At 59.3% G+C, this 25,072-nt stretch carries 27 protein-coding genes; 16 read left to right on the top strand and 11 right to left on the bottom strand.

Annotated features, from left to right (window positions below; translation table 11 throughout):
• Nucleotides 1–66: 66 nt before the first annotated feature.
• The 3 genes from ACF8YQ_RS17455 to pilG are packed head-to-tail and all read right to left on the bottom strand — an operon-like array spanning nucleotide 67 to nucleotide 1,421.
• Complete coding sequence (locus ACF8YQ_RS17455) at nucleotides 67–612, bottom strand: chemotaxis protein CheW (protein ID WP_224850813.1); 546 nt, start codon at nucleotides 610–612, stop codon at nucleotides 67–69.
• Between the two features lie 20 nt (nucleotides 613–632).
• Nucleotides 633–995: a twitching motility response regulator PilH gene (gene pilH, locus ACF8YQ_RS17450; protein WP_011787171.1), complete on the bottom strand. Its 363-nt coding sequence runs from the start codon at nucleotides 993–995 to the stop codon at nucleotides 633–635.
• Between the two features lie 33 nt (nucleotides 996–1,028).
• Nucleotides 1,029–1,421, bottom strand: coding sequence for a twitching motility response regulator PilG (gene pilG, locus ACF8YQ_RS17445; RefSeq protein ID WP_011787170.1), 393 nt, complete (start codon nucleotides 1,419–1,421; stop codon nucleotides 1,029–1,031).
• A gap of 297 nt (nucleotides 1,422–1,718) precedes the next feature.
• Between pilG and gshB the strand changes: the two genes are divergently transcribed.
• From gshB to ACF8YQ_RS17405, 8 genes are all read left to right on the top strand, one after another.
• Entirely contained in the window at nucleotides 1,719–2,672 is a 954-nt protein-coding gene (gshB, locus tag ACF8YQ_RS17440) for a glutathione synthase (RefSeq protein ID WP_011787169.1), read from the top strand.
• Nucleotides 2,673–2,718: 46 nt separating this feature from the next.
• Nucleotides 2,719–3,585, top strand: a complete 867-nt coding sequence (locus tag ACF8YQ_RS17435; protein ID WP_396622139.1) for a TonB family protein — start codon at nucleotides 2,719–2,721, stop codon at nucleotides 3,583–3,585.
• Entirely contained in the window at nucleotides 3,582–4,148 is a 567-nt protein-coding gene (locus ACF8YQ_RS17430; protein ID WP_011787167.1) for a YqgE/AlgH family protein, read from the top strand. The genes ACF8YQ_RS17435 and ACF8YQ_RS17430 overlap by 4 nt, the downstream gene beginning before the upstream one ends.
• Nucleotides 4,141–4,572, top strand: a complete 432-nt coding sequence (ruvX, locus tag ACF8YQ_RS17425) for a Holliday junction resolvase RuvX (protein WP_031210066.1) — start codon at nucleotides 4,141–4,143, stop codon at nucleotides 4,570–4,572. Before ACF8YQ_RS17430 ends, ruvX begins: the two co-directional genes overlap by 8 nt.
• Before the next feature lie 19 nt (nucleotides 4,573–4,591).
• Nucleotides 4,592–5,101 carry a bifunctional pyr operon transcriptional regulator/uracil phosphoribosyltransferase PyrR gene (gene pyrR, locus ACF8YQ_RS17420; RefSeq protein ID WP_011787165.1) on the top strand — a complete coding sequence of 170 codons (510 nt, stop codon included), beginning with the start codon at nucleotides 4,592–4,594 and terminating at the stop codon, nucleotides 5,099–5,101.
• A gap of 27 nt (nucleotides 5,102–5,128) precedes the next feature.
• Nucleotides 5,129–6,139, top strand: coding sequence for an aspartate carbamoyltransferase catalytic subunit (locus ACF8YQ_RS17415; protein ID WP_396622138.1), 1,011 nt, complete (start codon nucleotides 5,129–5,131; stop codon nucleotides 6,137–6,139).
• Entirely contained in the window at nucleotides 6,136–7,449 is a 1,314-nt protein-coding gene (locus tag ACF8YQ_RS17410; RefSeq protein WP_396622137.1) for a dihydroorotase family protein, read from the top strand. The genes ACF8YQ_RS17415 and ACF8YQ_RS17410 overlap by 4 nt, the downstream gene beginning before the upstream one ends.
• A gap of 192 nt (nucleotides 7,450–7,641) precedes the next feature.
• Nucleotides 7,642–8,661 carry a putative solute-binding protein gene (locus ACF8YQ_RS17405; protein ID WP_014422989.1) on the top strand — a complete coding sequence of 340 codons (1,020 nt, stop codon included), beginning with the start codon at nucleotides 7,642–7,644 and terminating at the stop codon, nucleotides 8,659–8,661.
• 37 nt (nucleotides 8,662–8,698) lie between these two features.
• Here the strand turns inward: ACF8YQ_RS17405 and ACF8YQ_RS17400 are convergent, their stop codons facing one another.
• The gene (locus ACF8YQ_RS17400; RefSeq protein ID WP_014422988.1) at nucleotides 8,699–8,971 is read right to left on the bottom strand and encodes an HU family DNA-binding protein; all 273 of its coding nucleotides are present in this window, start codon (nucleotides 8,969–8,971) and stop codon (nucleotides 8,699–8,701) included.
• Between the two features lie 309 nt (nucleotides 8,972–9,280).
• On the opposite strand from ACF8YQ_RS17400, the gene ACF8YQ_RS17395 reads away from it, so the two are divergent.
• Both ACF8YQ_RS17395 and ACF8YQ_RS17390 read left to right on the top strand, forming a co-directional pair.
• Nucleotides 9,281–10,285: a hypothetical protein gene (locus ACF8YQ_RS17395; protein ID WP_396622136.1), complete on the top strand. Its 1,005-nt coding sequence runs from the start codon at nucleotides 9,281–9,283 to the stop codon at nucleotides 10,283–10,285.
• 25 nt (nucleotides 10,286–10,310) lie between these two features.
• Entirely contained in the window at nucleotides 10,311–12,377 is a 2,067-nt protein-coding gene (locus tag ACF8YQ_RS17390; RefSeq protein WP_396622135.1) for a TRAP transporter large permease subunit, read from the top strand.
• Nucleotides 12,378–12,493: 116 nt separating this feature from the next.
• Here the strand turns inward: ACF8YQ_RS17390 and ACF8YQ_RS17385 are convergent, their stop codons facing one another.
• The 6 genes from ACF8YQ_RS17385 to mutM all read right to left on the bottom strand — a co-directional run bounded on the left by ACF8YQ_RS17385 (nucleotide 12,494) and on the right by mutM (nucleotide 17,699).
• A complete protein-coding gene (locus ACF8YQ_RS17385) occupies nucleotides 12,494–14,029 on the bottom strand; it encodes a phosphoenolpyruvate carboxykinase (protein ID WP_153741724.1) in 1,536 nt (511 codons plus the stop codon).
• 174 nt (nucleotides 14,030–14,203) lie between these two features.
• Nucleotides 14,204–15,058, bottom strand: coding sequence for an Hsp33 family molecular chaperone HslO (gene hslO, locus ACF8YQ_RS17380; protein WP_396622134.1), 855 nt, complete (start codon nucleotides 15,056–15,058; stop codon nucleotides 14,204–14,206).
• Between the two features lie 87 nt (nucleotides 15,059–15,145).
• Nucleotides 15,146–15,553: a ribosome-associated heat shock protein Hsp15 gene (hslR, locus tag ACF8YQ_RS17375; RefSeq protein ID WP_011787156.1), complete on the bottom strand. Its 408-nt coding sequence runs from the start codon at nucleotides 15,551–15,553 to the stop codon at nucleotides 15,146–15,148.
• A 48-nt stretch (nucleotides 15,554–15,601) separates the two neighbouring features.
• Nucleotides 15,602–16,291: a GMP/IMP nucleotidase gene (gene yrfG, locus ACF8YQ_RS17370; RefSeq protein ID WP_011787155.1), complete on the bottom strand. Its 690-nt coding sequence runs from the start codon at nucleotides 16,289–16,291 to the stop codon at nucleotides 15,602–15,604.
• 86 nt (nucleotides 16,292–16,377) lie between these two features.
• A complete protein-coding gene (locus tag ACF8YQ_RS17365) occupies nucleotides 16,378–16,710 on the bottom strand; it encodes a hypothetical protein (RefSeq protein ID WP_011787154.1) in 333 nt (110 codons plus the stop codon).
• Nucleotides 16,711–16,886: 176 nt separating this feature from the next.
• Entirely contained in the window at nucleotides 16,887–17,699 is an 813-nt protein-coding gene (gene mutM / locus ACF8YQ_RS17360; protein WP_396622133.1) for a bifunctional DNA-formamidopyrimidine glycosylase/DNA-(apurinic or apyrimidinic site) lyase, read from the bottom strand.
• Nucleotides 17,700–17,886: 187 nt separating this feature from the next.
• Here mutM and ACF8YQ_RS17355 point away from each other — a divergent pair, with 187 nt between their 5' ends.
• Nucleotides 17,887–19,065, top strand: coding sequence for an acyl-CoA desaturase (locus ACF8YQ_RS17355; protein WP_011787152.1), 1,179 nt, complete (start codon nucleotides 17,887–17,889; stop codon nucleotides 19,063–19,065).
• A 38-nt stretch (nucleotides 19,066–19,103) separates the two neighbouring features.
• On the opposite strand, the gene rsmD is transcribed toward ACF8YQ_RS17355, so the two are convergent.
• Nucleotides 19,104–19,739, bottom strand: coding sequence for a 16S rRNA (guanine(966)-N(2))-methyltransferase RsmD (rsmD, locus tag ACF8YQ_RS17350; RefSeq protein ID WP_396622132.1), 636 nt, complete (start codon nucleotides 19,737–19,739; stop codon nucleotides 19,104–19,106).
• 204 nt (nucleotides 19,740–19,943) lie between these two features.
• On the opposite strand from rsmD, the gene ftsY reads away from it, so the two are divergent.
• From ftsY to ACF8YQ_RS17325, 5 genes are all read left to right on the top strand, one after another.
• Nucleotides 19,944–21,161 carry a signal recognition particle-docking protein FtsY gene (gene ftsY / locus ACF8YQ_RS17345; RefSeq protein ID WP_153741727.1) on the top strand — a complete coding sequence of 406 codons (1,218 nt, stop codon included), beginning with the start codon at nucleotides 19,944–19,946 and terminating at the stop codon, nucleotides 21,159–21,161.
• Between the two features lie 27 nt (nucleotides 21,162–21,188).
• Nucleotides 21,189–21,863, top strand: a complete 675-nt coding sequence (ftsE, locus tag ACF8YQ_RS17340; protein ID WP_014422980.1) for a cell division ATP-binding protein FtsE — start codon at nucleotides 21,189–21,191, stop codon at nucleotides 21,861–21,863.
• The gene (gene ftsX, locus ACF8YQ_RS17335; RefSeq protein ID WP_396622131.1) at nucleotides 21,853–22,857 is read left to right on the top strand and encodes a permease-like cell division protein FtsX; all 1,005 of its coding nucleotides are present in this window, start codon (nucleotides 21,853–21,855) and stop codon (nucleotides 22,855–22,857) included. Before ftsE ends, ftsX begins: the two co-directional genes overlap by 11 nt.
• A gap of 192 nt (nucleotides 22,858–23,049) precedes the next feature.
• On the top strand, nucleotides 23,050–23,910 hold the full coding sequence (gene rpoH / locus ACF8YQ_RS17330) for an RNA polymerase sigma factor RpoH (protein ID WP_379944809.1): 861 nt from the start codon (nucleotides 23,050–23,052) through the stop codon (nucleotides 23,908–23,910).
• A gap of 241 nt (nucleotides 23,911–24,151) precedes the next feature.
• The gene (locus ACF8YQ_RS17325; RefSeq protein WP_396622130.1) at nucleotides 24,152–25,063 is read left to right on the top strand and encodes an NAD(P)-dependent oxidoreductase; all 912 of its coding nucleotides are present in this window, start codon (nucleotides 24,152–24,154) and stop codon (nucleotides 25,061–25,063) included.
• Nucleotides 25,064–25,072 lie beyond the last annotated feature (9 nt).

Genomic DNA, 25,072 nt, shown 5'->3' with positions numbered 1-25,072 from the left:
GAAATGGCAAGTATGTGTAGCGGGTTTCAGACGGTCAGGGTGATGTTCCTGCCAGTACCATCACCCTTACCACTGTGCAACATCAAGAAAGCGTTCGTCTTCCACCAGATCGGCGGCTGAGAACACTTTCCAGACCTCCTCATTACGCTCGTAACCGCCGCTCACAAACGGACGAACGCTGTCGGGCACCCCGTCGGGGGTGGCCCTGAAACTGTCTTTGGCGAAGTACTGCATGCCCAGTACGCTGTCGACGACCAGGCCACTGAATACGTCGCCCTGCTCAACCACCAGAACCCGCCGTTCACGCAGGCTGCGGGAAGAGCGGGGTACATCGAAAAAGGTGGCGAGATCGACCAGGGGTAACAGGCGGCCGCGAACATTGGCCGCTCCCATCAGGAACGACCGAACCCCCGGAACATGGGTGAACCGGGGTACATGCAGGATTTCGGTAACTTCGCCCATGGGGGCAACGTAGCGCTCGCCCGAGAGAATAAAACCGATGCCGTTCCAGAGTTCAACGGCTTCCTGTTGTTCCGGCAGACCGGCGGCCATGGACCGGCTGCGCTGGGCGATATCCGTCAGAACGGCAAAAGGGGCGGCCTGGGCGGACATGCGTACTCCAAGGTTGGGGATCAGGCAATCAGGCTGTTGATTGTTTTGATCAGGTCGTCTTCGTTAACTGGCTTGACCAGATAACCCTTGGCACCCTGGCGGGTTCCCCACACCCGGTCAGTTTCCTGATCCTTGGTGGTTACGATCACAACCGGGATGGAAGCGGTTTCCGGCGCACGGGTCAGCTGGCGGGTCGCCTGAAAGCCGTTCAGGCCGGGCATGACAACATCCATCAGCACCAGATCCGGAGTTTCCGCGCGGGCCTTGGCCACACCATCGGCGCCATTATCTGCGGTCAGCACTTCGTGCTTGTGTTTTTCCAGAATGGTGGAAATTTTCTTAACTTCAGTTGGCGAGTCGTCAACAATCAGAATGCGGGCCATGGTTTCCTCGATGGTTCTGTGTGTCAGCAGGGGTTACTGTTCCGCCTGAGGCATGTATTGGCGGATGGTGTTAAGCAGCTCATCCTTGCTGAACGGTTTGGTCAGATACTGGTCCGAGCCTACGATTCGGCCTTTTGCCTTGTCGAACAGGCCGTCCTTGCTCGAAAGCATGATAACCGGCGTCTTTTTAAAAGAGGAATTGTTCTTGATCAGTGCGCAGGTCTGGTAGCCGTCCAGGCGGGGCATCATGATATCGACAAAAATGATGTCCGGCTGGGAGTCGGCAATCTTGGCCAGAGCGTCAAAGCCGTCTGTGGCAGTGATAACCTCACAGCCAACCTTTTTAAGAAGGGTTTCCGCGGTGCGACGAATGGTCTTGCTGTCGTCAATCACCATGATCTTCAGGTTCTCGAAGTTGTCATCCATTGTCCAACTGCCTTGCGCTCTAGCGACTGTCGTTATTTTCGAACGGGGGTTTTAACACAAACGTTAAGGTTGTTCTATAAACCCCGCTCATTTATAGAGTATCCATGGCTGGATAAAAAGTATTAGTTTGTGACCAAATGTACTTCTGCCGCTGCCATCACGGATTTATCTGCGGATTTCTCCGGATGCATTCACGGCTCGGGTACAATACCATCTGACCTCTCAGCATAGCACTTAATAACCGGTTCGCTCTGCTGACCGGTTCGTGTTTTCTTACCGACAGTTCCAGGAGACGCTATGACAATCCGGCTGGGGATCGTGATGGATCCCATTCAGGATATTCACTTCAAGAAAGACAGTTCTCTGGCCATGCTGCATGCCGCCCAGAAACGCGGCTGGGAAATCGAGTACATGGAACTGCCGGATCTCTATCTTGCAGGTGGTCAGGCCCGGGCTCATACCCGTGGGCTGACGGTGCACATGGACCCGGACAACTGGTACAGCTTCGGTGCCAGCCAGGATCGTGCGCTCGGTGATCTGGACGTCATTCTGATGCGGCAGGACCCACCGGTGGACCGGGAGTTCCTGATGGCCACCTATATACTGGAATCGGCGGAGCAGCAGGGCGCTCTGGTGGTCAATCCGGCGGCCACCCTGCGGGACTGCAACGAAAAACTGTTTGCCACCCAGTTTGAAGACCTGACACCGCCGCTCATCGTGACCCGCTCTGCCCAGCGTTTCCGGGAATTCTATGCCGAACATGGTGACATCATCATGAAACCAGTGGACGGCATGGGTGGCCGCTCGATATTCCGGGTCAAGGAAAACGATGCCAATCTCGGGGTCATCATCGAAACCCTCACCAATTACGGCAGCCATCAGGCCATGGCCCAGAAATTCATCCCCGAAATCACCGAAGGTGACAAGCGTATTCTGCTGATTGAGGGCGAGCCGGTACCCTATGCCCTTGCACGCATTCCGTCACACGGTGAGAATCGCGGCAACCTGGCCGCCGGAGGTCGTGGTGAGGGCCGGGAGCTGACCGAGCGTGACCGTCAGATCTGTGCCCGGGTAGCGCCGGTGATCAAGGAAAAGGGCCTGATGTTCGTGGGGCTTGATGTCATTGGTGACTATCTCACGGAAATCAACGTCACCAGCCCCACCTGCATTCGTGAGCTGGATGCGGCGTTTGGCATCGACATTGCCGGCATGCTGATGGACGCCATCGAGCGACGTCTGGCCAGAGACTGAAGACCGATCACAGCTTTTGAGCGCACAAGGAGACTCAGGAACCGTCATGGCAACCCAGGTTAGCGATTTCGATCGGTTTTCCTTCACCCTGTTTATGGCATTGGCCGTTCATGCCATGTTGGTGTTGGGGATTACCTTTGCCCCGGAATCGCCCCGGTCTTCGGCTCAGACCATGGAAATTACCCTGTCCCAGTTCGACGATGAGGAAGCCCCGGAGAAGGCCGATTTTCTGGCCCAGACCAGTCAACAGGGCAGTGGCACGGAAGAGCAGGCCATGGAAATGACCTCGCCCAATCCGTCCGAGATCAGTCAGCCGGATCTGGCCCAGGTGCAACCCGAGCCACAGACCACCACCCGGCCCCAGCCTCAACAGGAACGGGCCGTCGTTCAGACCGAGACTCGCACCGAACGCCAGGCGTCAAGGCCCGAGGAGCGAACCGAGCCCCAGGAAGAGCCCTTGCCCCAGAGCGAGAAAAAGAGCCTGATGGAGCGCAGCCTGGAGATTGCCAGCCTGGAGGCGCGGTTTGACGCACAGCAGCGGGCCTATGCCCGCAAACCCCGGGTGATGCGGGTAACGGCAGCCTCGACCCTGAAGTCCAGCAACGCCTGGTATGTGCAGAACTGGGTCAGCAAGGTGACCCGGGTGGGTAACATCAACTATCCCACCGAAGCCAGGCAGGCAGGCATCTATGGCACCCTGCGCATGCTGGTTTCCCTGAAGAAAGATGGCACAATCAAGGAAGTGGCAATCCTCCAGTCCTCCGGCAGCACGGTGCTGGATGATGCCGCAATCCGAATTGTGCGTATGGCCGCTCCGTTTGCGCCTTTCCCGGAGGAAATGCGTCAGGACGTGGACGAACTGGAAATCATACGCACCTGGTCATTTCAGAGACGGGGGCTTACATCAGGATGACGGCCGAACACGACACCACAGGCAGTCTCAGGCACCACTTCCTGGTGGCTTCGCCCTGGTTGGCTGATCCCCGCTTTCACGGTGGGGTGATCTACCTTTGCGAACACTCGGAAGAGGGCGCGCTGGGGCTGATGATCAATCAGCCGCTGGATATCCACCTGGGTGAGATCCTCGAGCAGCTCGACATGCACGGCGGGGAGCTGGACCTGCCGGTATACACCGGCGGGCCGGTTCAGCCAGAGCGCGGCTTTGTTCTGCACTCGCCGGGCCGGCAGTGGCAGAATACCGCGCGAGTCACCGACGAAGTGCTGTTGACCACCTCCCGGGATATTCTGGAAAGCATTGGCCGGGATGAGGGGCCGGAATCGTTTCTGGTGGCACTGGGTTACTCTGGCTGGGGCGAGGGTCAGCTGGAGGAAGAGCTGGGCAGCAATGCCTGGTTGACCTGCCCGGCCAGCACCGACATTCTGTTCCGCACGCCGGCAGACCAACGTTACCAGGCGGTACTCCGCCTGATGGGCATTGATCTGAACCAGCTCAGTGATTCGGTGGGTCATGCCTGATCCCGGTAACCGTCGACTACTGGCCTTTGATTTCGGCACCCGGCGTATCGGGGTGGCGTCAGGGCAGGAAATGCTCGGAACCGGCCAGCCCCTGGCCATGCTTCCGGCCAGGGACGGGATTCCCGACTGGCAGCAGATCGAGGCGCTGCTGGCGGAATGGCAGCCGGATATTGTCCTGGTTGGCCTGCCTCTGAATATGGATGACACCGAAAATGACATGTGCGCGCGGGCCCGCAAGTTCGGCAAGCGTTTGCACGGTCGCTACCATGTCACGGTCGAAATGGTGGATGAACGACTCACCAGCTACGAAGCCAAGGGCGAGGTGATGGCCGGTGGTGGCAGCCGCGATTTCGGCCGCCACGGCGTCGATGACCGTGCCGCCGTGCTGATACTGGAAACCTGGTGCCGGGAGCAGGCCGGCTGATCTGATAAACGAGGCTGTAATGACCGCATTGCTTGATATAGACCAGCTGCTCGACACCTTGGAATCCGGCCTGCGTCAGATTCTCCAGGCGCGTGGCGTGGATGACCCGGTGCTGATCGGAATCAGGACCGGCGGTGTCTGGCTGGCGGATGTGTTGGGGAAGCGCCTGGGTATTGCCCAGCCTTTCGGAGAGCTGGACATCTCGTTCTACCGGGATGACTTCAGCCGCATTGGTCTGAACCCCCGGGTGATGCCGTCCAGTCTGCCGTTTGATACCGAAGGCCGGGACATCATCCTGATCGACGACGTGATCATGAGTGGCCGGACGATCCGGGCTGCCATGAACGAAATATTCGACTACGGCCGTCCGGCCAGTATCATACTGGCCACGCTGATCGATATGGGCGCCAGGGAGCTACCAATCCAGCCGGATGTGGTGGGACGGGCTCTGACGCTGGAAGCCCATCAACGAGTGAAACTGCGTGGCCCCGAGCCATTGCGCATTGAAGTACAGGAATCCGGGCAGTAAACCTTCCCAACTGATAACAGGCGAGCCATGACCGCGAACGACCCTTCCCCGAACCACTTGCAGCTGACCCGGGATGGTCAGTTGCGGCATTTCCTGACGCTGGATGGCCTGGGCCAGCCACTGCTCACGGATATTCTCGACACCGCCGACTCCTTTATTGAGGTGGGAGAGAGAAGTATCAAGAAAGTGCCCCTTCTCAGAGGCCGCACCGTAGTCAACCTGTTCTTTGAATCCAGTACCCGGACCAGGAGTACGTTCGAACTCGCGGCCAAGCGCCTGTCTGCCGACGTCCTGAACCTGGACATCTCTACCTCGGCCACCTCCAAAGGTGAATCCCTGTCCGATACCCTGCTGAATCTGGAGGCCATGGCCTCGGACATGTTCGTGGTGCGCCATTCCCAGAGTGGTGCGCCGCACTTCATTGCCGAGAGTGTGACCCCGGGGGTTGCCATCATCAATGCTGGCGACGGCCGCCACGCCCATCCCACCCAGGCGATGCTGGACATGCTGACCATCCGTCAGCACAAGGGCCGGTTTGAAGGCCTGAAAGTTGCCATTGTCGGGGATGTGTTGCACTCCCGGGTGGCGCGCTCGCAGATTCGCGCTTTGAATGTGCTGGGCGCGGAAGAGGTGCGGGTGATTGCTCCCGGCACGCTGCTGCCCAGGGATGTCGAGGATATTGGCTGTACCGTGGAATACGATATGGCCCGGGGCATGAAAGACCTGGATGTGGTGATCATGCTGAGGCTTCAGAAGGAGCGCATGGAAGGTGCCCTGCTACCCAGTGAACGTGAGTTTTACCGTCTGTACGGGCTGAATCAGGAAAAGCTGGGGCTGGCAAAGCCCGATTGCATCGTTATGCATCCGGGCCCGATCAACCGCGGGGTCGAGATTGAGTCAGCGGTGGCCGATGGGCCCCAGTCGGTCATTCTTAACCAGGTCACCAATGGTATTGCTATCCGGATGGCGGTGATGTCCATGGCCATGGGTGGTCAGATGGCGGAGCGTCAGCAAAGACAGCAGGAGGGTCGGGCATGACAGCGTCAGCGAACTGGAATGAGGGCGGCCTGAAACTGACCGGCGGGCAGTTGTTTGAGCCGGGCAAGGGGTTGATCAGTAACCCGGGCTTGTTGGTGCGCAATGGTCGCATAGAGGCGGTTGGAGCGCAGGCTCAGGCAGCCGAGGGCGCGGCAACACTGGACGCCGCCGGGCAGGTGATCGCGCCCGGTTTTATCGACTTGTGCTGTAATCTCCGGGAGCCGGGCAATGGCCAGAAGGGCAATATTGCCTCGGAAACACGGGCCGCCGCCCATGGTGGTTTCACCACGGTCTGTGCCTCGCCGGATACCTCGCCGGTCAATGATTCCGGTGCCGTAACCAATCTGATTCTCGACAGCGTGGCCTCCCGAGGTGTGGTTCGGGTGCTGCCGATCGGTGCCATCACCCGTGGCCTTGATGGCGATATGCTCAGTGATATGGCAGGACTGAAAGCAGCCGGTTGCGTGGCGGTCGGCAATGGTTCCCGGGGCGTGCGCAATGCCCGCATTCTGCGCCGGTGTATGGCCTATGCCCAGACCTTCGGACTGACCGTGATGTTCAGCCCGGAAAATACGGCACTGGCGGCCGATGGCTACGCCCATGATGGTCAGGTCACCACGCGTCTGGGGCTGCTGGGTATCCCCGAGGTGGCCGAAACGGCCGCGGTTATGGAAATGCTACTGCTGGCAGAAGAGACCGGGGTGCGCCTGCACCTGAGCCAGCTGTCCTGCGCCCGCAGCGTCGAGATGCTGGCCCAGGCCCGGGATCGCGGCGTGAAGGTTACCGCCGATGTTGCCATGCACCAGTTGGTCTTCACCGAGTCGGCCCTGGCCGGCTTCGACAGTCGTTTTCATGTCCGGCCTCCCCTGCGCGGAGAATCCGACCGTCAGGCGCTGGTGGCCGGTGTGCGGGACGGCGTTATCGATGCAATTGTGAGTCAGCATCAGCCCCATGATTCCGCGGCCAAGCAGGCCCCGCTGCCCGCGACCGAGCCCGGGCTGTCAAGCATCGAGAGCGTGCTGTCCCTGGGTCTGGAGCTGGTACAGAATCATGAGTTGGAGCTGCCGGATTTGCTGCGGGCACTGACCGCCGGGCCGGCGGCTGTGCTGGGCCGGGAAGTGGCTCTGACGGCCGGCTCTGCCGCTGATCTTTGCCTGTTTGACCCGGATGGCCACTGGCAGCCTTCCGCAGCAACGCTGCTGTCGGCTGGGCGGCACGCTCCGGTTCTGGAACGAGCCCTGCCAGGGGAGGTGAAACTCACCCTGGTGGCAGGTCGCACCGCCTGGCAGGCTCCCGGTACCCCACTTTGAAAAATGAGGCAGAGGTGGCTCCGCCTCTGTCGACATCATCACAGAACTCGCCGGTTTTGCTGAAAAACCCTTGATGGCAGGCACCTGAGCCAACGTATTCTATGACCTGACCCTCTACGGTCAGGTCATAGAATACGAGAGCCAGTCACCCGGATGTGACCGGCCCGACAATAAAAACTCAGGAGTCATCCCGTGAAATCAATCCGCTTTTCCCGCCGGCTCGCCATGGCGGCCGTCCTGTGTGCCAGCGTGGTGGCACCCTCCCTGGTTCAGGCCCAGGATGAAATCCTTGAGCGCAGTTTCTGTGTGTTTGACCCGGTTGGTGCCAATGGCCCGCTGTTTGCCATTACCAAGGAGTTCCAGCCGGTGGCCCTCAAGCGAGGCATCAAGCTGGAACTGCGTGCCTACACCGATGAAAAAGTAGCGGCCGAAGACTTCAAGGCCGGTCAGTGCGATGCCGTGTTGCTGACCGGCACCCGTGCCCGGGAATTCAACAAGTTTACCGGCAGTCTCGAAGCCATGGGGGCCGTGCCGGGTGAAGAAGAAATGCGCCTGTTGTACAACACCCTGAGCCAGCCCAAGGCCCGGCCGTTCCTGGTTGACGGTCCCTATGAGGTTGCCGGTGTCTTTCCTGCCGGGGCCATTTACCTGTATACCCGCGACCGGGCCATTGATTCGGTCGAGAAACTCCAGGGCAAACGCATCGCAACGCTGGATTACGACTCGGCCTCCGTGCGCATGGTCCGTCATGTCGGAGCATCGGTGGTTGGCTCCAACTCCGCCAACTTTGCCGGCAAGTTCAATAATGGCAGTGTCGACCTGGCCTATGCACCAGCCGTGGCCTATCAGCCTCTGGAACTCTATAAGGGCGTTAATTCCAAGGGTGGGGTGTTCAAGTATGCCCTGGCGTACATGAACTTCCAGGTCATTATTCATCGGGACCGTTTCCCGGAAGACGCCGGCCAGATGGTTCGGGATGAGTCCATCAAGCGGATTGATCAGGCCTACGAGATCATTGCAGAAGCGGAGTCCGGGATTCCTGCCGACGTCTGGATGCACCCGCCCCGGGAAGACGTGGCCGAGTACGACAAGATGCTGCGCCAGGTTCGTCTCTCACTGTTGGAGGACGGGGTCTACGACGAGCGCGCCATCAAGTTGATGAAGGCGATTCGCTGTCGGGTGGATGGCTCCCGTTCGGAGTGCGCCTCCTGAGGCACTGAGCGGCCCGCATACAGCGGGCCGCAGGTGATCAGCGGATGGCGTCTTTCAGGGCCTTGCCGGCCTTGAAACCCACGGTCTTGCTGGCAGGGATCTGGATGCTTGCGCCGGTTTGCGGATTGCGTCCGCTGCGGGCTTCCCGGCTGCGGATGTTGAAGGTACCGAAACCGATCAGTGTCACGTCTTCTCCCCGCGCGGCAGCCGCCGATACCTGGTCGGTAAAGGCGTTGATTACCTCTCCGGCCTTTTCCCGGGTAAGCCCGGTTTTGTCGGCAATGGCAGCAGCAAGTTCAGGTTTGCGCATCGGATACTCCTGATTATTCGTTCTGATTGTTGTTGGTTATTGCCTCGGCCAGGCCGGAGGCTGAAGCAATCTATAGTGGCTTTGGGCTGAATCTGCAAACCTTCTTCGGTAACGATATGTTCCCGGAGGCGTCATTTGCGGGATCGGTCTCATAAACCCGGGGCGGAGTTCGTCATAATGAACGCCGGTTACAGACTGTAACAAACGGTGCAGTCCGCCCCCATCTTCTGGACAAAACACAAGAACAAAAGGTTGAAAGGTATGAAGGGTTTCCGGAGATCCCCGACAACATCATCTGGGCTTCGCGGCATGATGGCGGCATTGACTGCCGGTCTCCTGCTGAGCGGCTGCGGGGCGGTCAATAACATGATCTACAAGACCACGGGGGATGTCATGAAGGGCTTCTCCCGCAACCATACCGTCCCCTACCTCATGGAGTCGGACGATCTGGCCATGGGCTGTTCCATGAGCGAGGCTACCGCGCCGCTGTTGATGTCGTTTGGTCGGGTAACCAGTGAGCCGGATCAACTGGCAGTCATGCTCTACCTGTCTTCGGGCAGCTGTGCGGAAGAGCAGGCCAGGGAGCATGAGCTGGCAGGGTTGGCCGCCATGTACGCCATGGACGCGACCGCCGCGGAAGACGCCTTTATTCGCCAGAAGCGTGCTCATACCCTGGCCGCTCGCCGCTATCTGAAAAGCTGGCAGCATCACAATAGCCACTATGGCAACCCGGATGAAACCGAGTGCCCGGATTTCGACGATGACATGGACGAGTTCATGTACATGGCCGGTTTGCTGTCCGGGCTGCAGGCGCTTAACGCCCAGATCCAGGCCACTTCCTCGGTGGGCGTTCCGTTCAATACCGGCTCCGTGGTGGGCCGTGCTACCCAGTGTCTGGATAACAAGAAATGGTGGGGCGCCCCCATGGGCCTGCGTGCCACGGTCTGGGCCATGATCCCGGGAACCCAGCCCCAGGGTGAAGATGCCTTCGAGCGCCTGGCCATTGCCGCGGAGCAGGGCGAGGAAGCTGGCGTCCGACTGGGCCATGTGTTCCAGGCCATTGCGGCCATGAACAAGAATGATGAAGCCCTGGTGAAGTCGGTTATCCGGGACCATGCTGAATCCCTTGAGGCCAATCCGGCCAGCGAAGAGTGGCGGTTTGTGGATGCCATGGCGACCAACATGCTGGTGGCGATTTCGGATCGGTTGTGGGTGGAAAACACCGGCCACCGAACCCCCATCGGGCAGTTCGGTGCCTTCTGGGACGACCAGCGTGAACCGGTCGAGACCATGGATCTGGATGACCTGTTGTAACCATCATTAAGCCGAGTAAGCCGTTATGCCCCAGGGTGGTTTTCGTCGTAGTGGTCTGGAGTGGTTTTCATCTCTGCCGGCCTGTCTGTTGTTGCTGGCCGTGGTTCTGTTCTCCACCAGCAGTGATATTCATAATCAGATGTTGCGCGCTGGTGAGCAGCTCTGGAGCGGTTATTACAAGCTGCGCATGGACCCGGTACAACCGGAGTGCGACCTCAACCGGGATATTGAGGCAGAGGTCGCCCGGGAGCTGGCTGAGCAAGCGCCGGCAGACGACCCGATGGCAGCACTGCTTGGCGCCCATGAAAAAGACCCCCGGGAAGTCCGTCTTGCCATAGAGCGCTCGGTGGCGGATTGCCGGGCCGCTCACGCCAGTCACGAAGACCTGCAGGACAAACTGACTCCCGGTGTGAAAGCCTATCGGGCGGTAGAGCTTTTTGTAGCCGACCTGATCGCGTTCGGGCTCACAGCCCAACGCTATGTTCTGGTGATTCTGGTGATGCTGTGTGCGGTGACCGCCACACTCACCCGCCATCACATTGCCATGCGAGCCATGGAGACCCGGCTGGACTACACCGTCTCCCACACTCTGCAAACCATTGCCAACGCCATGTTGCTGGGCTCGTCGGTGATCTTCCGGCAATCCAGCCTGGCCAGCAGCACCGCCGTATCCGGTGAGGAGCTGCTGCTACACAATTTCTGGATTGTCGGCTTTGCCTGTCTGACGCTGGCGAGCCTCTATCGCCTGTTCCGCGTGCCCGACAATCTGGCGCCGGGGGGCAATCTGAATCAGGCGTTTCTGTCGGTTCCGCTCTATACCGTGATGTGTCTGATTTCAGGTACTTACTTCGCGCTGATCGGTCATTCCTCCGGTATCGGGATCTATCTGGGCAAGATGATGGAGCTGGCCGACATGTTCCTGAATGTGGGGCTGTACGTGTGGGTGGGCATGATGCTGAAGCAGACGCGCCTGGCGACACTGGTTTTCAATATTTTCCGGCCCTGGCGTATGCCGCCGGAGATGCTGGCGGTGGTGGCTGTTCTGGTGGCGGCGGTGCCTACCGCCTATACCGGTGCTTCCGGTATTTTTGTGATTGCTGCCGGTGCTGTTATCTACAGTGAGCTCCGAGCGGCGGGCGCGCGCAGACATCTGGCCCTGGCGGCCACGGCCATGTCGGGCTCCCTGGGTGTGGTATTGCGGCCGTGTCTGCTGGTGGTGGTGATTGCCTACCTGAACCGCGAAGTGACGACCGATGAGTTGTTTGGCTGGGGCATCTGGGTATTCGTACTGACCGCCACCATGTTTGCGATGGTGGCTCTCACGGTGAACCGGCAGAGCCAGTTTGACCTTGCCCCGGCGGCCGATGCCTTTCCGGCGTCCATTCAGGCTTTGCGGCCATTGATTCCCTATGTGATCGTGATCGCTGCCGTAGTGCTGTTCTACCGGCTTGCCCTGGATGTGAAGATGGACGAATTTTCGGCGCCCCGGTTGCTGCCGGTGATCATGCTGGCCATTCTGGTATATGAGCATATCAGCCTGAAAAATGGCCGGGGCCGGGCGTCCGGTGAGATCAATCACCAGGGGCTGGAGCGCAGCGTTCGTGGCGCGACCAACGATACCACCGCTGAGATTGGCGCCCTTTTGTTGCTGCTGGGGCTGTCGGTGAGCATTGGTGGTGTGATCGAGCGCTCCCACATCATGGAAACTTTCCCGCAGGCGTTCGACAGTCCCTGGTCTGCCATGCTGCTGATGGTAGTGATCCTGGTGATTCTGGGGATGATCATGGACGCCTTCGGGGCGGTGATTCTGGTAACCGCAACCGTGGCGACCATTGCCTACTCCAGTGGTATTCACCCCGTCCATTTCTGGATGGTGACGCTGGTAGCCTTCGAGCTCGGCTACCTGAGCCCGCCTGTGGCCCTGAACCATCTACTCACCCGCCAGGTGGTGGGCGAGGCCGAGGTGCTGGCGGCCCAGCAGGAAGGTGGAACCTTCTACCAGCGCCATGAGCGCATCATCATGCCGCTGATTGCCATGGGTATTTCGCTGATACTGGTGGCGTTTGTGCCGTTGCTGTTCTACGCCAACTGATCTCTCTGGCCAAGGCCGCTTTGGCGGCCTGTCTGGTCTGTGATTACAAATCAGAGGCACAAAAAAAGCGCCGAGCTTTCGCAAGGCGCTTTTTTTATGGCAGTGGGAAAGCGGATTTAGCCGGCTTTCGGGCCCGCCTCAACAATGGCATCGGCCACGTCGAACTTCTTGAAGTTCTCCACGAACTGGGCAATCAGCTCCTGGGCCTTGCCATCGTAGTAGTCCGGACTGACCCAGGTGTTGCGCGGGTTCAGCAGCTCGGTGTCTACGCCCGGGACATGCTTGGGCACGTCCAGGTTCAGGGCATCCAGGTGCTCGGTTTCCACGTCGTCCAGGTCGCCGTTCTGGATGGCGGCAATGATGGCGCGGGTGGTCGGGATGCTGAAGCGCTTGCCTTCACCGTAGGGGCCACCGGTCCAGCCGGTGTTGACCAGAAATACCTTGCTGCCGAATTCGTCGATACGCTTCATCAGCAGCTCGGCATAGACGCCAGCCGGGCGCGGGAAGAACGGCGCACCAAAGCAGGTCGAGAAAGTGGACTTCAGCTTGGAGGACGAGCCCATTTCGGTGGAGCCCACCAGCGCGGTGTAGCCACTCAGGAAATGGTACGCAGCCGCTTCACGACTCAGGATGGATACCGGAGGCAGAACGCCGGTCATGTCGCAGGTCAGGAAGATGATGTGCGAGGGCTCACCGGCACGGTTCTCGATCACGCGCTTTTCGACGTGCTCGAGCGGATAGGCGCAGCGGGAGTTTTCGGTCAGTGAAACGTCGTTGTAGTCCGGCTCGCGGGTCTCCGGATCAATCATCACGTTCTCAACGATGGCGCCGAAACGGATGGCGTCCCAGATGATCGGTTCGTTCTTCTGGCTCAGGTCGATGCACTTGGCGTAGCAACCGCCTTCAATATTAAATACGGTGCCCGGGCCCCAGCCGTGCTCGTCGTCACCGATCAGGAACCGGTGCGGGTCTGCAGACAGGGTGGTTTTGCCGGTGCCGGACAGGCCGAAGAACAGGCATGTCTCGCCGGTTTCACTGACGTTGGCTGAGCAGTGCATGGGTAACACGTCTTTCTCGGGCAGAAGGAAGTTCTGAACCGAGAACATGGCTTTTTTCATTTCGCCTGCGTAGTGCATGCCGGCCAGCAACACCTTGCGCTTGGCGAAGTTGATGATGACGCAGCCGTTGGAGTTGGTGCCATCACGCTCCGGTACACACTCGAAATTAGCGGCGTTGAGAATCTGCCATTCCTGCTTGTCGGCCGGATTGAAGCTATCCGGGCGAATGAACAGGTTGCGGCCGAACAGGTTCTGCCACGCGGTTTCCGTGGTCATTTTTACCGGCAGGTAGTGTTCCGGGTCGGAACCAACGTGAACGTGAGAGACGAAGCGGTCTTTTTCAGCGATGTAGGCTTCAACGCGATCCCACAGGGCATCGAACTTTTCAGCATCGAACGGGCGGTTGATCGGACCCCAGTGAATGTCGTCGGCGGTGCTGGGCTCCTCGACGATAAAGCGGTCCATAGGAGACCGGCCGGTACGCTCACCGGTGGTGACCACCAGAGAACCGTTGGATGCCAGCTGGCCTTCGTTCCTTGCTAATGCCAGCTCGACCAGTCGTGCTGTACTCAGATCATTATAAGTGTTGCTCACTTCGACCTCGCCCTCGGGATGTCTTCGTGATTGCCCAGGCCGTCCCCCCGAAAATTGACGGAAAACTGAACAATCGGGTCAATTCAGGCGCGCTATTATGCCAGAGACGCCTGCAAAAAACGACTGCCCTGAAAGCCGCGCCAGAGGCGGCTTCCGGGCAAGTTCAGTGACTGCTTAGTGTAACGTATGGCCGGTGAAAAGGTGATCAATGTCATTTCTATTAAAGCGATAGTTTGCGTGACAGAACTGGCAGTCCATGTTGATGCTGCCCTGTTCGTCGAGGATGCTGTAGCACTCGTCCTTGCCGATGGCCTCCAGAGCGGCCAGGGTGCGCTCCCGGGAGCAGCTGCAGCGGAAAGAAACCGGATCAGGCTCGAACAGGCGCACGGTTTCTTCGTGGAACAGCCGGTGCAGCAGGGTTTCACTGTCCAGGGTGAGCAGCTCCTCGGCTTCGATCGTCGCGGCAAGGTGGTTCACCCGGTTCCACAGGTCATCGTCGTCATCGGTATGGCCGGGCAGGCGCTGGAGTAACAGGCCGGCAGCGGTATCCTCGTTGGCAAACAGGAACAGGCTGGTGGCGATCTGCTCGGAGCGCTCGAAGTACTCTTCCAGGCAGCCGGCCAGGGTTTCTGATTCCCGTGGCACCACGCCCTGGTAGCGCTGGCCCTGGTCCGGGGTGATGGTGATGGCCATGCGGCTTTGCCCGAGCAACTCGTGCAGGGTTTCGCCGCTGACCGCATCGGCATCAAAGCGGGCCAGGCCGCGGATGTGGCGGTCATGGCTGCATTCGGCCATCAGCGTGCTCAGGGCACCTTCACCCGCTGCCTGCAGCGAGAGAGTGCCTTTGAACTTCAGGGTGCTGCTCATCAGCACGCTGGCTACCAGGGATTCTCCCAGTAGCTCGCGGACCGAATCAGGGTAGGGGGCCTGGCCGGTGATTTCCTTGAAACTCTCGCCCAGCTGTACCCAGGCACCCCGCACCTGGCTGTGTTCAAAGAGAAAGCGTTGGAACTGGTCGCGGGATGCCATGGTGTCTCCTGGAGCTGATGTATGGATTTACTGGGAGTTACTGAAACGGGGTTGTATACGGGTTGTCAGATACGTGGGATTAAATGATTAGAGACCGTTCTGTTCCCGGAAGCGCTGGATATCCCGGCGATCTTTCTTGCTCGGCCTTCGAGCCGGGGGCAGCTGTGCAGCCTGCATGGTCTTGCGTTGCCAGGCCAGGTCTTCCCGCCGTTTCACGCTGTCGTCGGTTTCGTGATAGAGCTTCTGGGCTTCCGGGGCGCCCCGGCGTCGGTCGCTGATATCGTCGACGATCACGATCTTTTCCTGCCAGCCCAGGCGCAGGGTCACTTTGGCGCCGGTCTCAACGATCTTGCCGGGCTTGGTGCGCTGGCTGTTGTAGTGCACCTTACCGCCTTCAATGGCCTCTTTGGCGAGCGAGCGGGTTTTATAGAATCGCGCTGCCCACAGCCATTTATCGAGCCGGACTTTCTGATCGTCTGCGTTCGCCGCCGTCATATCTCCTCACCTGTCGGGCACATGCCGCAATAACCCATTATAACCCCCTCATGGGGTGGATGGCACTGCTGTATGTGAGCGCAAGGCTGGCAGCACTTCATCGAAGTGATGAATGCCGGGAATGTCCGGGTGGTGGTCTTTGGATGGCTGCTGGCTGTCGGGCGCCAGAATCGCCAGGCACTGGCCAATACCGGCGGCCCGGGCACTCTCAAGCACCGGGAAACTGTCGTCGACCATCAGGGTAGATTGGTGGCGATAGGGGGAGCGGCTGGCAAGGTCCTGCCAGAACACCGGGTCCTCTTTGGGCTTGCCCAGTTCGTGGCTGGAGACGATGCCATCAACATGCTGATCCAGCCCGGTCCGTTGAAGTTTCAGGGCCAGAGGATCCGGATGGCAGTTGGTGACGATGACCGAGCGCAGTCCGGCCTGGCGCAGTGCGGCCAGGAAGTCGGTTACATGGGGGCGGTAGCCAATGCGGTCGCCAACTTCCGCCTTAAGGCCGGTGATGTCCAGGGCAAGGCGTTCGCTCCAGTAATCGGTGCAGTACCAGTTCAGTGAGCCCCGCTCGGCCATAATCATCGGAATCAGGTAGTCCCGGGCCTCGGTTGGGTGCAGGTCAAAGTGTTCGGCATAGCGCCTTGGCAGGTGCTCCAGCCAGAAGTGGTTGTCGAAATGCAGATCCAGCAGTGTCCCGTCCATATCGAGGAACACGGTATCGAGGGTTGACCAGTCCACCATAAACAAAACAGCCTGAAGAATTTTCTTCAGGCTGCCTTAGATCCCGGCCAGTGGCAAGCCGGGATTTTACGGATCGGTAAGCCAAATCAGTTGTCGGACTGCTCCACCGTTTCTGACTTACGACCGGTGCGGGTGCAGCCCAGGCAGCGCACGAAGGTGGCCTTGGCCGGGCCAACCACCAGCACTTCACCGGCTTCACCGGCATTGCCGCCAAGCGCCGAGAATGGCAGGGATACCAGATACACAGCACTACCAATAATGGTTGTGGCCAGCAGCGCCGGGCGCAGCAACACCGCATCGGCGGTCATGGCCAGCGCAGACGGGCTTTCGTCCACGGCACGGGCATGGCCGAGCGATGAGAATGCCAGCAGGCAGGCTGCGACGGTGGCTACCAGGGTGCGGGAAATCTTGCGGGTCATGTCATTCTCTCCTGAACGTATCAGCCCGGTTGGTCAGGGCTCGCCTGTCTCTGTATTGCGAGCCAGCATGTTCGCGCTGCGTGCGGCGACCGGGTACTAGCACTCCATTAACTATGAATCATATTGCCTCAATTTCAAACGGTTTTTCGTTGAAAAGTGTGAGCCGTTGCGGAATCTCAGCGCTGGCATCGGGGGCAGTAAACCGTCGATCGGTTGTTCATGCGGATCTCTTTCAGCGGGGTGTTGCATTCGGTGCAGGGCGCTCCCGCCTTGCCATAAACCAGTAGCGACTGGGCGAAATACCCTGGTTTGCCGTCGCTGTTGACGAAGTCCCGCAGAGTGGTGCCGCCCATCAGTATGGCGGCGCTGAGGGTTTCCCGGATGGCCTCGGCCAGCTTGTGATAGCGGTCCAGGCTGATGCGACCGGCTTTCCGTTTCGGGTGAATGCTGGCCTTGAACAGGGCTTCGTTGGCGTAGATATTGCCCACGCCCACCACCACATGATTGTCCATAATGAAGGATTTGACCGGCGTCTGTTTCTGCCGGGACAGGCGAAAAAGCCAAGCGCCGTTGAAATCTTCGGATAAGGGTTCCGGCCCGAGCGCGCTGATCAGTGGATGCCGGTTCCAGTCGGTAGTCCACAGCCAACAGCCGAAGCGTCGCGGGTCATTGAAGCGCAGGCGGCGATGATTGCCGAGGACAAGCTCGACGTGATCGTGAGTCATGGCGGGGCTGTCGTCGGTGATCACTCTGAGACTGCCCGACATGCCCAGATGGACAATCACGGAACCAGTCTCCAGGTGCAGGAACAGGTATTTCGCCCTGCGCTCCACGGCACGGATGGTCTTGCCCTCCAGGTGCTCGGCCAGATCCGCCGGCACCGGCCAGCGCAGGCTGGGGTTGCGGACAATTACCCGCTGGATGGTCTGGCCTTCGCAGTGAGGCGCGATGCCCTGACGGGTGGTTTCAACTTCAGGTAATTCCGGCACAGAGCCTCCACCAACAGACAGATTTTGAGACGAAACAGTGTAATCGGTAACAAAAAAGCCGCCAAACCTGGTTGTCCAGGCTTACACCTGTACGCTAGAGTGGGCCTAACGATCACCCCCTTCGAGTGCCAGCGACATCCCTCAGCAGTATCGCCTTTCGAAGTTAATCGAGTTTCGAGGATTATCTATGTGGTTTAACGGTCTTCTGGACCTTTCTGTGTGGCAGCTGATCGCGGTCACTCTGGTGATGACACACATCACCATCGTCAGCGTTACCCTTTATCTGCATCGTCATTCGGCCCATAACGCGCTGGATCTGCATCCCGTCCTCAAGCACTTTTTCCGCTTCTGGCTCTGGCTGACCACGGCCCAGAACACCAAAGAGTGGACGGCCATCCACCGTAAACACCATGCCAAGTGCGAAACCGAGGAAGATCCTCACAGCCCGGTGGTGCTGGGTATTCGCAAGGTGCTGTTTGAGGGCGCCGAGTTATACGCAGCTTCTGCCACCCCTGAAACCCTTGAGCGCTATGGCCAGCGCACCCCGGAAGACTGGGTCGAGCGCAACCTCTACAGCCGGTACAAGACCCTGGGTATTGCCTTGATGGCGGTGATCAACCTGGCGCTGTTCGGGGTGCACGGTATCTGGATCTGGGCGGTCCAGATGATGTGGATTCCGGTATGGGCTGCCGGCGTGGTCAATGGTATCGGCCATTACCTGGGCTATCGGAATTTCGAATGCGCCGATAACGCCCGCAACATCTCGCCGCTGGGTATCCTGATTGGTGGTGAGGAGCTGCACAATAATCACCACACCTATCCGAATTCGGCCAAGCTGTCTCGTCGCTGGTACGAAGTGGACATCGGTTGGGGTTACATTCGTCTGTTCCAGCTGTTTGGTCTGGCGACGCCGAAAGGCTATCGGCCTATTGCTCATTATGTTCCGGGCAAGCAGGCGGTGGACGTGGAAACCGTTCAGGCTATCGCCAATAACCGCTTTGTGATCATGCGCCAGTATCGCAAGCGAGTAATGGAGCCGGTGCTGCGACAGCAGAAAGCGTTGATGGACGACGAAATTCGTCCCCGTTATCGCAAGCTCAAGCAATTGCTGTCTCGCGAAATCAGCCTGATCAAGCCTCGGGAAAAAGAACATCTCGACACGGTGCTGGAGCGCAACGAAGTGCTCAGGCTGATCTACGAGAAGAGTCATGAACTCCAGGCACTCTGGCGCCAGCGCGGGCTCAAGCCCCAGGACAAGCTGCAGGCGTTGATGGAGTGGTGTCGTGACGCCGAAGCCAGTGGTGTTCGTTACCTGGAAGAGTTTGCCGCGCACCTGCGAGCGTATTCCTTGCGCCCCGCTTCCTGAGACAGGCCTGCCTGTAGGATACGCCGGAAGCCCCCCCGTTACTGGGCTTCCGGTTCCTCACCCCGTTCAACCCGGAAAAGACAGTAGCTGACCTGGCCTGCTGATTTCTGTCGGTGCAGGTGCCAGCTGGCCGGAACCGCCGGCAAGGCTCTTTCACTCTCGTGTTCGACATAGATCCAGCCACCCGGCTTCACCCATTGCTGGGTGTCCAGCAGCGGTATCAACCGTTCAAGCCAGCCTTGCCGGAATGGCGGGTCCATAAACACGATGTCGTAGCCCCGGCCGTCACCCTTTGCCAGAAACTGTTCCACATCCTGGCAGGCGACATCCCCTTTGTTGGTTCCCAGCAGCCGGAGGTTGTCCCGGAGCGCTTTGGCCAGGGCGGGGGTGTGGTCCACCAGCGTTGCCTGCGCTGCTCCACGGGACAGTGCTTCCAGTCCCAGAGCCCCGGAACCGGCGAACAGATCCAGGCACCGGCTGCCTGCCAGGTGGAAGTTCAGCCAGTTGAACAGGGTTTCCCGGGTGCGGGCCGGGCTGGGCCGCACGCCGCCGGCGTCCGGAAAGCGCAGTTTCCGGCTGCGCCAGTCGCCGCCGATGATTCTCAGTTCGCCGGTGCGGGAGCCTTTGCCTGGTGAGACGACGGGTTTTTTGCGGGCTGGGGGACGTCGTGCCATAGGGGCGAGGCTCCGGGGAAATCATGGATGGCTGATGTTTGCGGCTATGGTACCGGAATCCACGAGACCGGTTAATCCTGCCCCATCACTTGTGCCGGCCAGTCTGTTAGAATACTCCACTTATTTTGGCGAGCTGGGGTTCTTGTGTCCTCTTCGCGAACCTGCGGCCTGTGCCCGCCCTTTTTTCAGACAGATGGATAGATTATGACGGCAGAGTGGATTTCAGTCGGCCTGTTGGCCCTTCTTGTTCTGTTTTTTGTGCTGGATATCGCCGGCAATCGCAAGCGTGCGCCCCGGCCCAAGCCGGTACCTCAGCGTAAGCCGGAGGTGGCCAGGGGGCCGGCTCCTGTGCCAGCGGAACCGGAGGCCGAAACTGAAGTGCCGCCTGAACCCGCGGTAGAAGCCGCTGAGCCGGAAGCGGCTCAACCGGCTGTTGAGCCGGCTCCCGCGCCGGAACCCGTTCCGGCGGCGGAGCCTGAGGTTGAGCGCGAACCGGAAACCCGAGTCAGTGTCTTCGAACGCATCAAGCAGGGTCTGGGGAAAACCCGGGCCAGCCTGACCGGTGGTCTGGCCGATCTGTTCTCGGTGGGCAAGAAGATTGACGAAGATCTGCTGGAAGAAATCGAAACCACGTTGCTGATGGCCGATGTGGGTGTGACCGCCACCTCTGAGATCATCGACGCCCTGACCGAGAAACTCGAACGCAATCAGCTGAAAGATGGCGAAGCCCTGCGCAAGGCGCTACGGGATGAGTTGCATGGCCTTCTCAAGGACGTGACCCGGCCGCTGGAGATCGATGCTGGTAAACAGCCATACGTTATCCTGATGGTTGGCGTGAACGGTGTCGGCAAAACCACTACCATCGGCAAGCTCACCAAGAAATTCCAGAGCGAGGGTAAGTCGGTCATGCTGGCCGCTGGAGACACCTTCCGGGCGGCGGCGGTTGAGCAATTGCAGGTCTGGGGCGAGCGCAACAACGTTCCGGTGGTGGCCCAGCATACCGGCGCAGACAGTGCATCGGTAATTTTCGACGCCATCCAGTCGGCTCAATCCCGGGGTGTGGATGTGGTGATTGCAGACACCGCCGGTCGCCTGCAGAACAAGGACAACCTGATGAACGAGTTGTCCAAGGTCGTTCGGGTGATGAAGAAGCTGGATGAATCTGCGCCTCATGAGGTGATGTTGGTGCTGGATGCCGGCACTGGTCAGAATGCCCTGAGCCAGGCCCAGGTATTCCAGCAGGCAGTAGGTGTCTCCGGCATTACGCTCACGAAACTGGACGGCACGGCCAAAGGCGGTATTGTGTTTGCGATCGCCCGTCAGCTGCAGTTGCCAATCCGCTATATCGGAGTGGGAGAACAGGCCGAAGACCTGCGCAGCTTCGATGCCGAAACTTTTGTGGATGCGTTGTTCGAAGACTGACGCCGTAAAGACGGAGTAGCTGCCCCGATGATCGAGTTCCGCCAGGTAACCAAACGCTACGACAGTGATCACACCGCGCTCAGGGCTGTGAACTTTCACCTGGACCGTGGTGAGCTGGCGTTTCTGACCGGACATTCCGGCGCGGGCAAGAGTACCCTTCTGAAACTGATCATGGTGATGGAGCGCCCGACAGCGGGTGAGGTGATCGTGGGCGGCCAGAAGCTGAATAGCCTGCCCCGCCGCCAGATTCCTTACATCCGGCGTCATATCGGTGTGGTGTTCCAGAATCACCAGCTGTTGTTTGACCGCACGGTGTTCGACAACGTGGCCATGCCATTGGAAGTGATGGGGGCCTCGCCGGAAGACACCGGCCGGCGCGTGCGGGCGGCACTGGACAAGGTTGGTTTGCTGAAAAAGGAAAAGATGAACCCCATGCAGTTGTCCGGGGGTGAGCAGCAGCGGGTCGGTATTGCCCGTGCGGTGGTAAACAAACCACCCGTACTGCTGGCGGATGAGCCGACCGGTAACCTGGATCCCGAATTGTCTGCAGACATCATGCGGTTGTTTACCCAGTTTAGTCAGGTTGGGGTAACGGTACTTGTGGCAACCCACGATATTGCTCTGATTAATGAAATGAATCGACGTACGCTGACTCTGAATCAGGGCCAACTGGTGGCTGGCGGAGGTGTGAGTGGCCACTGACTCTCGCCAGAAGCCGGATAATCGCCGGGGCGCTGACCGTTCGCGATCACTGTTGAGTGATCAGGCCCGGAGTTATCTGGGCCACCACCGGAAAGTAGCCCGGGATTCTATCCAGAGAATGTGGAAAACCCCGGTAGCCAGCGCCATGACCTGGACAGTGATGGGGGTAGCTCTGGCCTTGCCGGTTGCCCTGCTGTTGCTGTTGACCAGCCTGCAGGGTGTGAGTGCAGGCTGGGAGAGCACGGCCAGGATTACCGCCTATCTGGCGATGGAACTGCCGGCGGAGGAAGCCCGGGGTATGGCCGCGGACATTGAAAGCGATGGGCGAGTGGTATCGGTTCAGCTGGTCGAACGTGACCAGGCCTTGGCCGACTTTCGTGCCAGTTCGGGGCTGGACGAGGCGCTGGATTTCCTGGAAGAGAATCCTTTGCCGCATACGCTGCTGATTACACCCGAAGACAGCGCTCGCTCGGCAGAAGGCGTTCAGGCACTGGTGACGTTTGTCGAGAATATGAACGGTATCGATCAGGTCCAGGTCGACCTGGGCTGGCTGCAACGCCTGAACGCAATGACCGACATCCTTGCCCGCGCCGTCTGGGCGCTGGCTTTGTTGCTGGGGGCCGCGGTTATCCTGGTGATTGGTAACACGGTGCGTTTGGCCATCGAGAACCGGCGGGATGAAATCCTCGTGGCGAAACTGGTGGGCGGAACCGATGCTTTCGTTCGTCGTCCGTTTCTTTACACCGGCGCCTGGTTCGGGCTCGGGGGTGGCCTGGTGGCGTGGTTACTGATTCAGGTGTCGCTCTGGTGGTTAAGCGGCCCGATCGAGCGTCTGGCCGGGCTGTATCGCAGTGAGTTTACCTTGCAGGGGCCGGGGTTCGATGGCGCGCTGGCATTGATAATCGTAGCGATGCTGTTAGGCTGGCTGGGCGCCTGGGTTGCGGTGAGGCGTCATCTGGATGACATAGAGCCGGGCGATATTGCTGGAGGCTGATCCGGATCGCGGGAAAACCGTATTGAAAAAAGAGCCTTTTCTGACGTAGTTTGGTTTGTAGAAAAGCAAAGGCGATCTTTCCAGATGTATGATTTTTAACGTTTTACTGGGGAGTTCGGGAACTAATTGAGTTCTTGGCGGTCTCATATTGAGTTGCTATATTTAAAGGCTGTCAGGTTCGGAGGTTAATGCATGGGTACGAGTTTACAGCTGGTTGACAGACTGGTTCCGGGTGCGAATCTCGAGTCGTATATCCAGGCGGCGAGTCGCATTCCTGTTCTCTCCGTTGATGAAGAGCGGGAACTGGCAGAACGGCTGCACTACCATGGCGATGTTGAGGCCGCGCGTCAGTTGGTGCTGTCGCACCTGCGCTTTGTGATTCACATTGCTCGCAGCTATTCTGGCTACGGCCTGGCCCAGGCCGACTTGATCCAGGAAGGCAACGTTGGCCTGATGAAGGCCGTCAAGCGGTTTAATCCTGAGTATGGCGTGCGTCTGGTGTCGTTTGCCGTGCACTGGATCAAGGCGGAGATTCACGAATTCATTCTGCGTAACTGGCGTATTGTGAAAGTGGCCACCACCAAGGCCCAGCGCAAGCTGTTCTTCAATCTGCGCAGCCAGAAGAAGAAGCTGGCATGGCTGAATCACGATGAGCTGAAAGCGGTCGCCAATGATCTGGGTGTCGAGCCGCACGTGGTGCGGGAAATGGAAGGTCGCCTGGCTTCCCAGGACACCGCCTTTGACGGCCCGATGGATGATGACGAAGACAACGCCTACCAGGCGCCGGCTTATTACCTGGAAGATCGCCGTAGCGATCCGGCGGTTCAGCTGGAAAACGCTGACTGGTCTGAGGACTCCAACGGCCGGCTGATGCAGGCGCTGGAGCAGCTGGACGAGCGCAGTCAGGATATTCTGCGTGAACGCTGGTTGTCGGAGAGCAAGTCGACGTTGCATGAGCTGGCCGACAAGTACGGGGTGTCCGCTGAGCGGATCCGCCAGCTTGAGAAAAACGCCATGAAGAAGATCCGGTTGCAGATGGCCGAGGTCGCTTGAGGTTTTATTGCCAGCCCGGAAGCTGAAAACGCCACCACCGTTCGCGGTTGGTGGCGTTTTTGTTTGTATAATCCTCGCACGACTTAATTTCTAACATTGGTGAGGAAGCAAGTGGGTAGGGCTTTCCAAAACACGCTGTGAATACATCCCTGTACGCTCCGCTCCGCCATCCATGGCTCCGCAGGGTTTTGGAAAGCCCTACCCACTTGCTTCTGCAAACGTTGTACGTGAAGGCCAAACCATGACATCTAATAATCCCAAGATTGCTTTTCTCGGCATCGGCCTGATGGGCACGCCGATGACCCGTAACCTGCTGGACGCCGGTTTTTCCATGACGCTCTGGAACCGCACCGCCAGCAAATGCGAGCCCTTTGCCAGCGAGGCGAGCATCGCCGCGGAGCCCGCTGAGGCGGTGACGGAGGCCGATATCGTGATCACCATGCTGGAAAATGGCCAGGTGGTGGATGATGTGCTGGTGAAGCAGGGTGCTATGGCTGCGGTGAAGCCGGGTGCGCTGGTGATCGATATGAGTTCGGTGCAGCCTTCGCTGGCGCGGGAACATGCCGAGCTGGCCGCAGAGCAGGGGGCCGGTTATGTCGATGCACCGGTATCTGGCGGCACGGTGGGTGCGGCCGAGGCTCGTTTGAGTATTATGGCGGGCGGTTCGGAAGCCGATATCGAGCGGGCTCTGCCGGTGTTCAATGCGCTGGGGAAATGTACCCGCATCGGGCCGGTAGGCGCCGGTCAGCTGGCGAAGCTGGCAAATCAGGCGATTGTGGGTATTACCATCGGGGCTGTGTCGGAGGCGCTGTTGCTGGCAGCCAAAGGTGGCGCGGATCCGGCCGCCGTGCGGGAAGCGCTGATGGGCGGGTTTGCCGGCAGCCGGATTCTGGAACTGCATGGCCAGCGGATGATTGACCGGGACTTCGCGCCGGGCGCTCCGGCCCGCATCCAGCTCAAGGATATGCGTATGATTCTGGATGAGGCCCGCTCGGAAAATCTGACCCTGCCGCTGGCCCAGCAGGTGCATAATGAATACCTTGCCCTGGTCGCCAATGGCCACAGCGATGTCGATCACAGCGGCCTGTTGCTGGAGCTGGAGCATCTGAACGGTACCCTGATGGGTTCCCTGGGCCGAGGCCCCAAGCACTGAATTAACCGG

Source organism: Marinobacter sp. W-8 (assembly GCF_044342215.1).
GTDB lineage: Bacteria > Pseudomonadota > Gammaproteobacteria > Pseudomonadales > Oleiphilaceae > Marinobacter > Marinobacter nauticus.
This window is presented reverse-complemented; position numbering and strand designations above follow the sequence as displayed.